Raw genomic sequence first — 14,525 nt, 5'->3', positions numbered from 1 at the left:
GTAAGGTATAAAAATTGGGATATAGTGTTAAACCAATTGATTATAATGTATCCAGGCAGACTAGAACAATATCTATAAGGGGAAACCCGAAAAAATTTTTTTGAGAACCTTTGAATCCCTACGGTCTTCAAAGGTTCTCAAAAAAGCTCAGGGGATCCCTGATTAAATATTTTAACCAATTTAATTCATTTTAATGCATAAAATGTAGAAAAAAGGTTATACTAAGAAATGGGTTAAATAAAATGTTAATTGATTCTTATCAAGAAAGAGCATGAAATTAATCTAAATACACAAAATATTTTTCACTCCCGATTAATGCCATTGTTTCGTTTAAATTTTTTTTTGCAACCGAATAAGAACCACCACCACCAGGATTTGCGCGCACTACCTGAGAGTAAGAAATGCTAACAATAGCTAATAAACCCAAAATAGCAAGCGATATGGGCAATGTAAACCCATATAAAGCTAGACCGCCATACATTAACACTACTACAATTTGTTCTGGGCCATAAGCCACTGAAGAAAGTGCATCAGATGAAAAAATTGCCAAAGCTTTCCATACAGGAATCTTTTCTGTTGACAATCTTCTGTTTGATAATGGTTCTCCGATTAAAATATGTTTTATTGCTCTAAGCATTTTCTTCTTCCCCTTATCTAAAGTATTTTAGCAATTGTATTGCATACATTAGAATAGATAGTATTATAATATCTATTCTAATTCCTGTCAAGAATTTCACCTAAGTTGGATATATTAAGTGTTATCAAAATAAATTTAGTTATTAGTTATGCACTTTTCCACTTTATATTTAGATGATATAATAAATATAATAAAGCTAAGATGACGAATTTTCTAAATTACTGGGAAATAAATAATAGGAGGCTATATATGAAGAACAATATGGATTTAAAATCAGTTAAAGAAGCTGTTGAAGATATAAAGAAATTGAATGAGGAATATTACAAAAAAACAGGCGTTAGGAAAAAATATCTGATTTTTACATTTGGTTGCCAGATGAATCAACATGATTCTGAGGTACTCAGCGGTATGCTCGAAGATATGGGATATGAAGAAACAAAAGATATAAATGACGCTGATGTCATACTTTTTAATACATGTGCCGTTAGAGAACACGCTGAAGTAAGGGCTCTTAGCAGGATATCTCAATTAAAAGAGCTAAAGCGAGAAAAACCTGATGTAGTAATAGGAATGAGTGGATGCGTCGTACAAGAAAAAGGCGCTATTGAAACCATAATGAAGAAATTACCTTACATTGATTTGGTTTTTGGAACTCATAATATTCACGAATTTCCAAAGATTTTGCAGCAAGCTATACAGTCTAGCAACACTATAATAGATGTATGGGAAGGAAATGGACAGGTAGTAGAAAATCTGCCTATAAAACGAACTGATAAAGTGAAGGCCTTTGTAAATGTAACTTATGGGTGTGATAATTTTTGCACTTACTGTATAGTACCTTATGTTAGAGGACGGGAACGAAGCAGGAAACCTGAGGATATAATCAATGAGGTAAGGGAATTAGCAAGACAAGGATTTAAAGAAGTAAATCTTTTAGGGCAGAATGTCAATTCTTATGGAAGAGGTCTTGAAGAAAAGGTGACTTTTGCAGATTTATTGAGGATGATCAATGAAATAGAAGGTATTGAGCGAATAAGGTTTACTACATCACATCCTAAAGACCTGACAGATGATTTAATATATGCCATGAGAGACTGCGAAAAGGTCTGTGAACACCTGCATTTACCTTTTCAAGCAGGGAGCAATCGTATCTTAAAGGCGATGAATAGAAGGTATACGAAAGAAAAATACCTAGATTTAATATATAAGCTAAGAGAAAATATTCCCAATATAGCTTTGAGTACAGACATAATTGTAGGATTTCCTGGAGAAACTGACGAAGACTTTGAAGATACTTTGGATTTGGTTCGAACTGTAAGATTTGATTCTGCTTTTACATTCATTTATTCCAAAAGAACAGGAACACCCGCAGCAGAGATGCCTAACCAGGTTCCAGATGCAGTGAAACATGAAAGATTTAATAGACTTGTAGAACTACAAAATAAGATCACAGCAGAAAAAAACGCAGAGCTTGTAGGTAACGTATATGATGTATTAGTAGAGGAAGTGAGTAAAAAAGATCCTAATAAGATGACAGGTAGAACCAGAACTAATAAATTAGTACATTTTGTAGGAGATGAATCCATAATCGGAAGACTTGTGAATGTGAAAATAACAGCTTCGCGAGGATTTACATTAGAGGGTGAGATAATATGACACCATTAATAGAACAATATCTTGATATAAAAAAGCAGTATAAGGATTCTATATTATTTTTTAGAGTAGGGGATTTTTACGAGATGTTTTTTCAAGATGCTGAGGTAGCATCAAAAGAGCTGGATATTGTATTGACTGGGAAAGATTGTGGAACAGAAGAAAGGGTGCCCATGGCGGGCATTCCTTTTCATTCTGCAGATTCATATATATCTAGATTAGTAGCAAAGGGGTATAAAGTAGCTATATGTGAACAAATGGAAGATCCCAAGGAAGCCAAAGGCTTAGTAAAGAGAAGCGTTATCAAAGTAATAACATCGGGTACTATTATTGACACTGCTGCTCTTGATGAAACCAGTAATAACTATCTTATGTCAATCTATATAGATGATGGGAAATACGGTTTGTCCTCAGTTGATATTACGACAGGAGAACTAATGGCTACTGAATTAGCTAGCAAAGAGGACCTTTTGAATGAATTAATAAAATTTAAACCGGTGGAAATTATAACAAATAAGCCAGAAGAGCTGGAAAGCTTATTAAATTACGGGTCATTTGTTCATAAATGGGATTTCTTTGATTATAATATTGCACGGGATGAAATTATTAGGAAATTTAACGTCAATAGTCTTGAAGGATTGGGACTTAAATACTACGAAAGAGCGACCCGTGCCATAGGTGCTCTTTTCATGTATATAAAGGCAACTCAAATGGTTGCTTCTGATAATATAAGTGAAATAAAATTGTATACGATATCTGATTATATGATAATGGATAAAAATACTATAAATAATCTTGAATTATTAGAAACGTATAGGTCAAAAGAAAAAAAGGGTTCTCTTTTATGGGTAATCAATAAAACTTCAACGCCTATGGGTTCAAGGCTTATTAAGAAATGGCTAGAGCGACCACTTTTAAATATAGATGAAATAAACAAAAGACTGGACGCCGTAGAAGAATTAGTAAATAATGATGAAATGAGGGAAAAACTCAAGGCGTGTTTGAAAAAGATAAGGGACTTTGAGAGAATTATGGGCAGAATAGTTTACAAAAGCGCCAACGGTAGGGATTTGCTATTTTTTAATAGTTCTATTGTTAATTTACCGGAAATAAAAAATATCATTCAAAATGCAGAGTCGGATTATTTAAAGGAATTATTTAACGAAATTGATCCATTAGAAGATGTTTCAAGTCTTATTGATAGCGCAATAAGCTATGATGCTCCTATGACAATTAATGATGGTAATATAATAAAAGACGGATATAATGAAGAAGTAGATAAATATAGAAAGGCATCGACAGAGGGTAAAAATTGGCTTGCTCAACTAGAATCTGAAGAAAGAGAAAAAACAGGCATAAAAAATCTTAAGATAAAGTTTAATAAGGTCTTTGGATATTACATCGAAGTTACAAAGTCCAATATAGACATGGTACCTGATTATTTTATAAGGAAACAAACCTTGGCTAACTGTGAGCGCTATGTAACAGAAAAATTAAAAGAAATTGAAAATGATATATTAGGTGCTGAAGAAAAAGTAAAAGAGTTGGAATATCAGTTATTTGTAGAAATAAGAGAGAAAGTGGCCCAACAATATAAAAGAGTTAAAGCATCGGCAGAAGCAATAGCTCAAATCGATGTGCTTACATCTATGGCAGAAGTAGCTAAAACAAACGGATATCAAAGACCTATCCTTGTTGAGGAGAAGGTAATAGATATAAAGGTTGGACGCCATCCTGTTATAGAGAAAATAAGTGATGACATATTTGTCCCAAATGATACCTATATGGATACAAAAGAACATATGATTTCATTGATAACAGGACCTAATATGGCAGGTAAGTCTACGTATATGCGGCAGATTGCATTAATTGTAATACTTGCACAAATGGGATCTTTTGTTCCTGCAGACAGCGCTAAAATAGGCATTGTAGATAGAATTTACACGCGCATAGGAGCAACAGATGATCTTTCAACAGGTCAAAGTACGTTTATGGTAGAAATGAATGAAGTAGCAAATATTGTAAATAATGCTACTGACAAAAGCCTTATAATTCTTGATGAAGTAGGACGTGGTACAAGTACGTATGATGGGATAAGTATCGCATGGGCAGTAGTAGAATACATTGCTAAAAAAATAAAAGCAAGGACACTCTTTGCTACGCATTATCACGAATTAGTGGATATAGCTGATGAGTTGAAATGTGTGAAAAATTACAATATAGCAGTGAAAGAGGAAGATGATAAGGTTGTGTTTTTAAGAAAGATAATGGAAGGACCTACAGATAAAAGTTATGGAATACAGGTAGCAAAACTGGCAGGTTTGCCTGAAACAATTATTAAAAAGGCCAATCAGAAGCTTGTTGAATTAGAAAAAAAACATATTTATCAAAAAGATTCAGTGGAACCTATAAAGCAAATTAGTATATTTGACATTGGTTTCGATTTTAAATATTATGATCTAATAGAAGAAATTAAAAGTTTGGATATAGACAATATGACCCCATTACAAGCTATAAATCAACTTTATAAGTTAAAACGCGCACTATGTGATTAAGAGGTGTTTTTATGGGAATAATCAATATATTAGATGCCAGTGTAGCATCAAAAATTTCAGCAGGTGAAGTAGTAGAAAGGCCAGCCTCTGTGGTAAAAGAATTAATAGAGAATTCTATAGATGCAGGTTCTAAAAATATTATTCTTGAAGTAAAAAATGCCGGTAAAAAATTGATAAAGGTAACTGATGATGGATGTGGCATGACAAAAAATGATGCTGTACTATGTATTGAAAGATATGCGACCAGTAAATTAAGAACTATTGAAGATCTAAATAGTTTAATTACATTAGGTTTTCGAGGTGAAGCTCTTGCCAGTATTAGCGCTGTATCAAAATTACAAATTGTTACAAGACCACGCGATCAATCGATTGGTACATTAGTTGAGGTATGGGGTGGAGAAATTATCGATGTTAGAGATACAGGTTGTAAGGAAGGAACTACAGTAACAGTAAAAGATTTATTTTATAATACGCCGGCTAGATTAAAATTTTTAAAAAGAGATTCTATTGAGTTTAATAACATTTATAACATATTTTATAAATTGATGTTATCACATCCTGAGATATCTTTTAAGTTAATAAGTGATGATAAACTAAAACTTAGTAGCACAGGGGATGGGAATCTGTTAAATTGCATTAAAACTATATGGGGTCAGGAGATCGCGGACCATATGATAGAAGTCAAAGCACAAGACCGAGCTGTCAAGGTAACAGGATATATATCAGATAGATCTGTAATTCGTAGGAGTAAAAATGATATATTATTTTTTGTAAATAAGCGCTGTATTATTAATAAAGCTCTTTACGCGGCCGTTTTAGATGTGTATAAGCAATACCTTACTACAGGGACATATCCTGTGATAGTTTTAAATATCGATATAGACCCGCGTATGATAGATGTAAATATACATCCAACCAAGCTTGAACTTAAATTTAGTGATGAGCACGGTATATACGGTGCTATGTACAATGCATTAAATAATGCGTTAAATCCAAAGTCTGAGGTTAATAGACCTCTTACCAGTATTTTTAATATAAACGATTTTGAAAAGCAGGGAAATGTTGAAATAGAAACTAAGTATGAACAAGTAAAATTGAAGGAAACGGATATCAGGGATATTAATGAATTAGAAAATGAAATTAATATTGCTGTAGATGAAGTAATAAATGAAGGTATGATTTTTTATGACGATGATATCAAATACCTTGGACAGGTTTTATCTACATATTTGCTATGCGAAAAAGACAACGAGTTATATATAATAGATCAACATGCAGCTCATGAAAGAATTTTATATGAAAAATATATTAAAGAATTTAAGAATAATCGTATATCATCTCAAAGACTTTTAATACCGACTATTATAGAGTTAAAGAACGATGAAAAAAACATAGTAATCGAAAATATTAATTTATTTAATACATTAGGCTATGAAATTGATGATTTTGGTGAAACGGCAATAGCTATAAGAGCTGTTCCAATTTTTTTTGATCAAACACAAGCACGGCTATTTATAGATGAATGTGTAGCGTATTTGTCATCGGATAGCAATAGAACATCTATAGATGAAATGTTATTTAAGAAAGCCTGTAAAGCAGCTGTTAAAGCTAATGATAGTTTAACAGAGAAAGAAGCAAGAGAATTAATAAAGTCTCTTTTAAGCTGTGAAAATCCTTATAACTGTCCTCATGGTAGACCAACAATTGTCAGATTTACTAAAAGCGATATGGATAAGATGTTTAAAAGGGTTATTTAGGAGGTATCAAATGATTCCACTTATAGTAATAGTAGGACCAACTGCAGTGGGTAAAACAGAAATATCTATAGATATTGCTTTAAGGCTAAATGGTGAAATTGTCTCTGCAGATTCTATGCAAATATATAAGTATATGGATATAGGAACAGCTAAGCCTACCATAGAGGAGCGAAAAGGAGTTCCTCACTTTATGATAGATATTATAACGCCAGATCAGGAATTCAGTGTAGCACTCTATAAAGAGATGGCAAGCAAGATTATAAAAGAAATACATGAAAGAGGACATATGCCTATTTTAACCGGAGGAACGGGATTATACGTTAATTCTATCATCAATATAATGGATTTTTCATCTACCGCTGATTGGCGACTGCGAGAAGAGTTAAAGGAACAAGCTAAGATGTATGGAAATGAGTATCTGTATAACAAACTAAGGGAAATTGATCCGATTACATCTGCAAGGTTACATCCAAATGATATAAGAAGAATAATTAGGGCACTAGAAGTATATAAATTGACAGGCAAACCGATATCCTATTATCAGCTTACAACCCAAAATCGTCCTAACCCTGATTACGACGTACTTATGATCGGTTTGACAATGGATAGAGAAAAATTATACAATAGGATTGAAGCAAGAGTTGATAAAATGATCAGAGCAGGTCTTGTAGATGAAGTCAGATGGCTTTGTGAAAAAGGTTACAAAGACAATATGATAGCAATGCAAGGTCTTGGGTATAAAGAAATTATCAGATATTTAGATGGACAGTGTACACTGGAAGAAGCTATAAATACCTTAAAAAGAAATACGCGGAGATATGCTAAAAGACAGCTTACGTGGTTTAGAAGGGATAAGAGAATTCATTGGATTTATGTAGATCAATTTAGTAGCAAAGAAGAAATTATAAAAAACATTTTAGAATTAGTTGCAGAAAAATACAATTTGAGATAGAATATAAAATATACGCGATGTTATGCATATAATTATGAAATTGGGGGTTTGTTAAATGAACAATACAAAACAAGCAATAAATTTACAAGATGTGTTTTTAAATCAGATAAGAAAAGAGCATATACCAGTAACTATTTATCTTGTGAGTGGTTACCAACTGAGAGGAACTGTAAAGGGATTTGATAACTTTACTATAGTTCTTGAAAATGAATCCAAGCAACAACAACTGGTATATAAACACGCTATTTCTACAATATCTCCTGCAAAAAGTGTTGTTTTTAATAATAACGAAAAGACCGAAAAGAGTGAGTAAAATGTCCGATAGAAAAATAGGCATCATTGGCTGCGGCAATATGGGTAGTGCGATTTTGGCATCATTTGTAGAATCGCGAAAGGTACTTAGTTATAATATTTGGGTATATGATGTATCAAATGAGAGACTTAAAACCATGAAAGAAAAATACGATATCAATATAGCATCAAATAGTGTTGAATTAGCAGAGTTATGTGATGAAATTATATTGGCTGTAAAACCTGATGTAGTCGAAAAAGTACTTAGCGAAATATCCAATAAGATTTCAGGTAGTAAGATATTGATTTCAATAGTTGCCGGTAAAAGTATTGATTATATAAAAAGGTTTATAAAAGCTGACGCGAAGATCATTCGGTTAATGCCTAATACACCTGCATTAATTGGTCAAGGTGTTATTGCAATGACTGCAGAGGGTCCTATAGAGGATGATGAATTTTTGCATATCAAAGAACTTTTAACAACATTGGGATTAGTTGTGGAAGTAGACGAAAAGTATATGGATGCTATTACAGGGATAAGTGGAAGTAGTCCTGCTTATGTTTTTATGTTTATTGAAGCATTAGCAGACGCAGGGGTATATGCTGGGTTACCGCGGGATATATCTTACCAAATAGCCGCACAGGCTGTTATGGGTTCTGCAGCATTAGTTTTAAAAACAGGTAAGCATCCTGGAGTTTTAAAAGATATGGTTTGTTCTCCAGGCGGGACTACCATAGAAGCAGTGAGAGAATTAGAAAGGAATGGCTTTAGATCTGCGGTGATAGAAGCAGTAATATCTTGTGTCAAAAAGTCAAAAACGCTATAAATTAAGCGGTGGTATGTTTGAAAAAAGTTACCATTTATACTGATGGTGCCTGTAGTGGTAACCCAGGCCCTGGTGCCTGGGCTGCCATCTTGATATATAATGAGCATAAAAAAGAAATCGTTGGGTATGAGGATCTTACAACAAATAATAGAATGGAACTAAAAGCGGCTATTGAAGCTTTAAAGTCTCTTAAAGAACCGTGTGATGTTACGTTGTACAGCGATAGCAGTTATCTTATTAATGCTTTTAACCAAAATTGGTTAGTAAATTGGCAAAAAAGAAATTGGATAAAAGCAGATAAACAACCTGTTGAAAATAAAGATTTATGGATAGAGCTTTTGGATCTTTCTTCAAAACATCGTATTAAATGGGTAAAAGTAAAGGGCCATACCGATAATGAATACAATAATAGGTGTGATAAGCTGGCAACGAGCGAAATAAAAAAACATAAAATTTCTACTTGATAAACACTATAATTTATATTATAATATTAAGTGCGTAATTGATGTGTTATTTGCTAATGTAGCTCAGTTGGTAGAGCAGCTGATTCGTAATCAGCAGGTCAAGGGTTCGAGTCCCTTCATTAGCTTATTATTTATGCGGGTCGGAGAAATATTAAAAAATAATAATGAGTTGAATTTCTGATGTTTTTCTAACAAAAATTTATTCAAATATATTGAAATATAAAGTTTGAATAAAAAAGAGGGGGTATACCAATCGGTTAAGTAAATCCCCCAATTTTTTTATTGCTTCTCTCTGCACTTTTACTTTATAAGCATTGTTTATATGGCATACTATATTTTTTTCTATAATTTTAATATTGTTGTGGCACTTGATATTTTAATATTTACTGATGTATTATAGTTTTAAAAGAGTAAAAAGCAGAAAAATGACCTAAAAGAGAAAATATATAGAAAAGAAAAAAGCAGGTTAAAGGGAAGGATTATTAAACTGTGTGAGTTCTTTCAACACAGCGGCGCGGAATAGAATTCGACAAGAAAAGGGGATTATAATGTGACTCAAAATAACCGGAGAGGCTATAGCGCGGATAATTGAATGGGGGAAACTGAGAAATCCGAGATGGTATGAATAAGAATTATATGTAAGAAGGGCGAGGGAGACAAAATGTTAGGAACTCTGGTCAATGTAGTGGCAATTTTAGTGGGAAGTACTTGTGGGATATTTCTCAAAAAGGGTATACCTGAAAGGTTCAAAATGGTTATTATGCAAGGATTATCATTAAGTGTCATGATTATCGGATTATATAATGCTTTAAAATATAATAATTTATTATTGGTTATTATAAGTCTTGTTATTGGAGGAATAATAGGCGAGGCAATTGATATTGAAAATCGCTTAAATACAATAAGTACTGCGGTGCAAAATAAAATAGGCAATGATAAAGATGTAAATATAACTAAGGGATTTATTACAGCTAGTTTAATTTTTTGTGTTGGTGCGATGGCTATTGTTGGTGCTTTAAAAGATGGCCTTGTCGGGGATCATAGTATATTATATGCAAAGTCGATGTTAGACGGTATCGCATCAGTTATCTTTGCATCAACATTTGGAATTGGAGTGATTTTTTCATCTTTAATGGTTTTTGCATATCAGGGTCTTATAACATTATTAGCATCAACTTTAAAGACTCTTCTAACAAACCCTGTGATTTCTGATATGTCAGCAATCGGTGGAATTTTAATATTAGGCATTTCTTTAAATATGCTTGAAATAAAAAATATAAAAGTAGGTAATTTACTTCCGGCAATATTTATACCTATTATATATCAATTAATAACTATGATTTTTCATATATGAGATTATTCGAAATATCTACACCTATTGTGTATTTTATTTTTTAACTCCGCCAATTATACGAAATAGTTATTTCGTATAATTGGATCGAGGCTTAGCTTTAAATAGAAATATTAAAAGGCTATTGTGACACATACCACTGAGCTTGAGCATTAAACATCTCTGCGTATTTGCCCTTTGCCTTCATGAGCTCATCGTGGGTTCCTATTTCCACTATTTTGCCTTTATCCATCACAATAATCCGGTCGGCTATCTTTGCAGAGCCTAATCTGTGTGTTACTATGATAGAGGTTTTGCCTCTGGATATCTCTGCAAATTTTTTATAGATATTTGTTTCTTCTATTGGATCAATGGCAGCAGTAGGTTCATCGAGAACAATCATGCCATGGGCCCGGTAGAAGCCCCGCGCAATGGCGATCCTCTGCCACTGCCCACCTGATAGATCAACACCGTCAAACTCACGGGAAAGCATGGTTTCATACCCTTGCGGGAAACTCTCTTCATTTATGTCCAGATCAGCTTTTTGAGCGGCATTTTCAAGTTTGCTTTCATAGACTGTTTTTTCCCTTCCCGATTCATATGATGACATATCGCTTATAGCTATATTTTCTCTCAGAGTCATTTTATATTTCTGAAACTTCTGGAATACCGCCGATATACCTTTATAAATAGAGCTTGCAGAGACATCCCTTGTGTCAACGCCTCCGATAACTACACTTCCCTCTGTAGGCAGGTAAAGTCCTATCATAAGCTTGACAAGAGTAGTCTTTCCGGCTCCATTTTCTCCCACTATTGCAATAGTCTCACCTTTTTTCACTTCAAGGGAGATGTCTGTCAGTGAATCGGAATTTGCTTCAGGATAGCGAAAGGACACATTCTTCAGCACAATGCCGCTGTTGGCGTCGATGGTCATATCTTTGCCATTCCTTTCAGGCAGATCCAAAAACCTGATAAAATTTCTTACTGTGCCCAGATCATGCATCATCCCACCGATGTGCCTGCAAATAACTTCTTCCATAATACTAAACATGCTTCCTATTGAGGCGAAGATAGCGGCAAAAGCGCCTACACTTATCTCACCTTTCAGAAGCGTTGTAAAAAGGAGATATAAAATGCCCATATATCCTGTAAGGGTTACCATTCTCATGCCAAGCTCCATAAGTCCTGTCCTGTACTCGGCCTTCCATGTCTTTTTGCCGAGAAGAGCCAAGGCTGATTGATATAAATCTTTGAAATAGTCAAAGGCTCCCAATATTCTAGTCTCTTTAAAATAATCGCGGTCGCATATACATCGCTCATAATACTCATATTCACGGCGTATGGGAGCGGATTCATCTTCCAGTTTAGCAAAGACAGAGCCGCGTATCAGCTGTGTTATAGCAACAGGTATAAAAACCAGAAGAATAGACAATGCCAGTATCGGCTTTAATGAAAATAAGTAAAAACTCATAAACAAAAAATAGGGCAAATAAAATGTAAATATAGTCATGCCAATAGATATAAGTCCTAAGCTGTTGGACATACCTAAGTTTGCTTTGTTTATATCATCAAGGGTTGACGGGATTTCATAGGATATGGGATCTAACCGCGACGCTTTTTGATTAATATGCATGTGTAAAACACCATATACTTTTTTGTCAAATACATCCCCTATAAAGTTGTGTAAACCATTAAGAATTTGTGCTCCGATGGTGGCTGATCCCAGTGCCAGTGTCATCCAGAGAACTGTGCTTATTTTTACTTTTCCTGCAATCGCTCCTGTAATAGAGTCAAAAAATTTTTGCGATACATATGTAATAAAAGCCCATGATACACCGTGTATAATAGCGATGATATTACTTGCTATAAACAACAAAGGGCTGGCCGCTAATACAAGAGGCAAAAGCTTGATTATAATCCTAAAAAGCGTTATATCTCTTTGCTTTTTACTTATATTTGGTTTTATCACTATCATTCATACCAACTCCTTTGACTCTCATACATTTTGGCATATACTCCGCCTAACTCCATAAGCTGTCTGTGGGTTCCTCTTTCTAACACTCTTCCATCTCCGATAACAAGTATCTCATCAGCCAGTTTTGTGGAACCCAGTCTATGGCTTATAAATATTGTGGTCTTATCTCTGCTGATTTGCCCAAATTCCTCATATAGCCTGCTTTCGCTTATGGGATCAAGGGCCGCTGTGGGTTCATCCAGTATCAAAAGAGGAGCGGGTTTCATCAAAGCTCTTGCCATAGCTATACGCTGCCATTCACCACCGGATACGTCAACACCGCCTTCCTTAATTTTCCCCAGCGGTGTATCAATCCCCTTTGGCAGTTTTTTTACCAATTGGCTTAATCCGACGCGATCAATGACATTGTGTATATCCGCTTGAATATTTTCATCATATATACGATTTATATTGCCAACGCCGATATTGTCCTTCAGCGTGATATAGTATTTTGCAAAATCCTGATAGACTATGGAATATAGCGCTTTTAACTGGCTTTGACTGTATTCGCGAATGCTTTTATCATTTATATAAATATCTCCTTCGAAATCATTATAAAGGCCTGTAATGAGTTTTATTATGGTGGTTTTGCCGGCACCGTTTATGCCAACAAAGGCATAATGTCTATTGGCTTCTATCCTAAAAGATATCCCATCCAGTATATAATTATCAGTACCGGGATATTTAAATCTCACATTTTTAAATTCCAGTGAACGAAATTCTGGCGGTGTCACAACAGGTTTATCGTTTGCCCCTAGAGTTTCTTCAAGGGTTGCAAATTTGGTCAAATCCTTCAAATATTCCACATTCTTAGCTAACTGGTCCATAGAATAGGTAAAAGACCATGACATCATCTGAACCAATCCAAAGACAGCGTTTACCAGTGACATAAACATACCTGGTGAAATTGCCCCTGTCAACACGGGATTTAGAAGAACCAATATAATGATGACAGATACGAAGGCTGTAATAATACTTCCGGTTTTCATCTTTATGAACCATTTTTTGCTGGTCTTATAGGTTATTTTTCGAGCGGTTTCATATTGATCGTACCAGATATCGCTCAATTTTTTGCCATATCCGAAAAGAGTCCTTTCGTCAACCGCTTCCCTTCCAGTAAGTATTTCTGCCAGGTATTCATATTTCCTTGTATACTTTGTTACTTCCCTGTTGACTTCATAGTTTGCTTTTCCGCTTTTTATGGCCAGAGATAACAGCGGGACAGATACTATAAATATCAGCAAAGCTGCCCACAAGACATGAGTTATGAGCAACCCTAAAATTCCAACGATTCTCAGACAAATAGATATCATATACATAAAATCTATATATGCATTTTTTATCTGCTGCTCGGGTGTTTTGGATATCCTGGATATCAAATCCCACGTGTCATGGTTTTCCACATGCTTATATGCAAGTTTAGCTCTTTTTTCTGTAATGGCTGTGCGGAAGGTTTCCCGAATAGCAATTTCCAAGCGTACCTGTGCGAATTTCGCAAGGGCATTTGAGATCCACGAATAGGCTATTAAAGCTACAACAGCGATGAGTGATGGGTATATCGCACCCATTTTAGTTTTTTCTTTTACAATAGATATGGCTGTATCTATAAAGTTTGCCGTTACAACCACCTGTACAGTAGGTACAATACCGGCGAGCAGTATTTCCAAACCAACTACTATTCCCAGAACCGGTGCACATTTAAGAGGTATTCTTATTATATCAAAAACACCGTATTTCCTTTTCTCAATAATCATTTTCTCCCCCCTGTTTTCCCCGTGAACTATTAATAATAATTTATTTATTTTTTTATATTGTAAAATATAATATCAACAAAATCAAGTTTTTTTAAAGATATTTAAGTATATAGCGAATGTGATTTTAACGATATTAATTTCCATTTATTTATAGTTGCACACTGGAGAAAAGGGGGAGACTTTTTGAGCTTACTGCTTAAAGAGCAAATTAGAGAATTAATCAAAGAAAAAGGCCTTGGATATAAATGGAACTTTGATGCCCTACTAAATATCAAATAGATATTTCTAGTA

11 protein-coding genes and 1 tRNA gene are annotated in these 14,525 nt (G+C 34.3%); 9 read left to right on the top strand and 3 right to left on the bottom strand.

Annotation, left to right across the window (positions count from 1 at the left end):
• Nucleotides 1–277 precede the first annotated feature (277 nt).
• A complete protein-coding gene (locus tag BUB87_RS05960; protein ID WP_073342784.1) occupies nt 278–637 on the bottom strand; it encodes a hypothetical protein in 360 nt (119 codons plus the stop codon).
• A 249-nt stretch (nt 638–886) separates the two neighbouring features.
• On the opposite strand from BUB87_RS05960, the gene miaB reads away from it, so the two are divergent.
• The 9 genes from miaB (at nt 887) to BUB87_RS05915 (ending at nt 10,490) form a co-directional block, all read left to right on the top strand.
• Nucleotides 887–2,293 carry a tRNA (N6-isopentenyl adenosine(37)-C2)-methylthiotransferase MiaB gene (gene miaB, locus BUB87_RS05955; protein WP_073342781.1) on the top strand — a complete coding sequence of 469 codons (1,407 nt, stop codon included), beginning with the start codon at nt 887–889 and terminating at the stop codon, nt 2,291–2,293.
• Nucleotides 2,290–4,845: a DNA mismatch repair protein MutS gene (gene mutS / locus BUB87_RS05950; RefSeq protein WP_073342778.1), complete on the top strand. Its 2,556-nt coding sequence runs from the start codon at nt 2,290–2,292 to the stop codon at nt 4,843–4,845. The genes miaB and mutS overlap by 4 nt, the downstream gene beginning before the upstream one ends.
• A gap of 11 nt (nt 4,846–4,856) precedes the next feature.
• Nucleotides 4,857–6,602 (top strand): DNA mismatch repair endonuclease MutL, encoded by a 1,746-nt coding sequence (gene mutL, locus BUB87_RS05945; RefSeq protein ID WP_073342775.1) that lies wholly within the window; start codon nt 4,857–4,859, stop codon nt 6,600–6,602.
• Nucleotides 6,603–6,612: 10 nt separating this feature from the next.
• On the top strand, nt 6,613–7,554 hold the full coding sequence (gene miaA / locus BUB87_RS05940; protein WP_073342772.1) for a tRNA (adenosine(37)-N6)-dimethylallyltransferase MiaA: 942 nt from the start codon (nt 6,613–6,615) through the stop codon (nt 7,552–7,554).
• A 55-nt stretch (nt 7,555–7,609) separates the two neighbouring features.
• Nucleotides 7,610–7,867 (top strand): RNA chaperone Hfq, encoded by a 258-nt coding sequence (gene hfq / locus BUB87_RS05935; RefSeq protein WP_073342769.1) that lies wholly within the window; start codon nt 7,610–7,612, stop codon nt 7,865–7,867.
• A gap of 1 nt (nt 7,868) precedes the next feature.
• A complete protein-coding gene (gene proC, locus BUB87_RS05930) occupies nt 7,869–8,672 on the top strand; it encodes a pyrroline-5-carboxylate reductase (RefSeq protein ID WP_073342766.1) in 804 nt (267 codons plus the stop codon).
• Nucleotides 8,673–8,689: 17 nt separating this feature from the next.
• Nucleotides 8,690–9,136, top strand: coding sequence for a ribonuclease HI (gene rnhA, locus BUB87_RS05925; protein ID WP_073342763.1), 447 nt, complete (start codon nt 8,690–8,692; stop codon nt 9,134–9,136).
• Between the two features lie 52 nt (nt 9,137–9,188).
• Nucleotides 9,189–9,261: transfer RNA gene (locus BUB87_RS05920), tRNA-Thr, on the top strand.
• 536 nt (nt 9,262–9,797) lie between these two features.
• Complete coding sequence (locus tag BUB87_RS05915; protein WP_073342760.1) at nt 9,798–10,490, top strand: DUF554 domain-containing protein; 693 nt, start codon at nt 9,798–9,800, stop codon at nt 10,488–10,490.
• A 118-nt stretch (nt 10,491–10,608) separates the two neighbouring features.
• Here BUB87_RS05915 and BUB87_RS05910 read toward each other — a convergent pair whose 3' ends face one another.
• Both BUB87_RS05910 and BUB87_RS05905 read right to left on the bottom strand, forming a co-directional pair.
• The gene (locus BUB87_RS05910; protein ID WP_073342758.1) at nt 10,609–12,441 is read right to left on the bottom strand and encodes an ABC transporter ATP-binding protein; all 1,833 of its coding nucleotides are present in this window, start codon (nt 12,439–12,441) and stop codon (nt 10,609–10,611) included.
• Complete coding sequence (locus BUB87_RS05905) at nt 12,438–14,234, bottom strand: ABC transporter ATP-binding protein (RefSeq protein ID WP_073342755.1); 1,797 nt, start codon at nt 14,232–14,234, stop codon at nt 12,438–12,440. The genes BUB87_RS05910 and BUB87_RS05905 overlap by 4 nt, the downstream gene beginning before the upstream one ends.
• Nucleotides 14,235–14,525: the final 291 nt, after the last annotated feature.

This window comes from Caldanaerobius fijiensis DSM 17918 (assembly GCF_900129075.1).
GTDB classification, from domain to species: Bacteria; Bacillota; Thermoanaerobacteria; order Thermoanaerobacterales; family Caldanaerobiaceae; genus Caldanaerobius; species Caldanaerobius fijiensis.
This window is presented reverse-complemented; position numbering and strand designations above follow the sequence as displayed.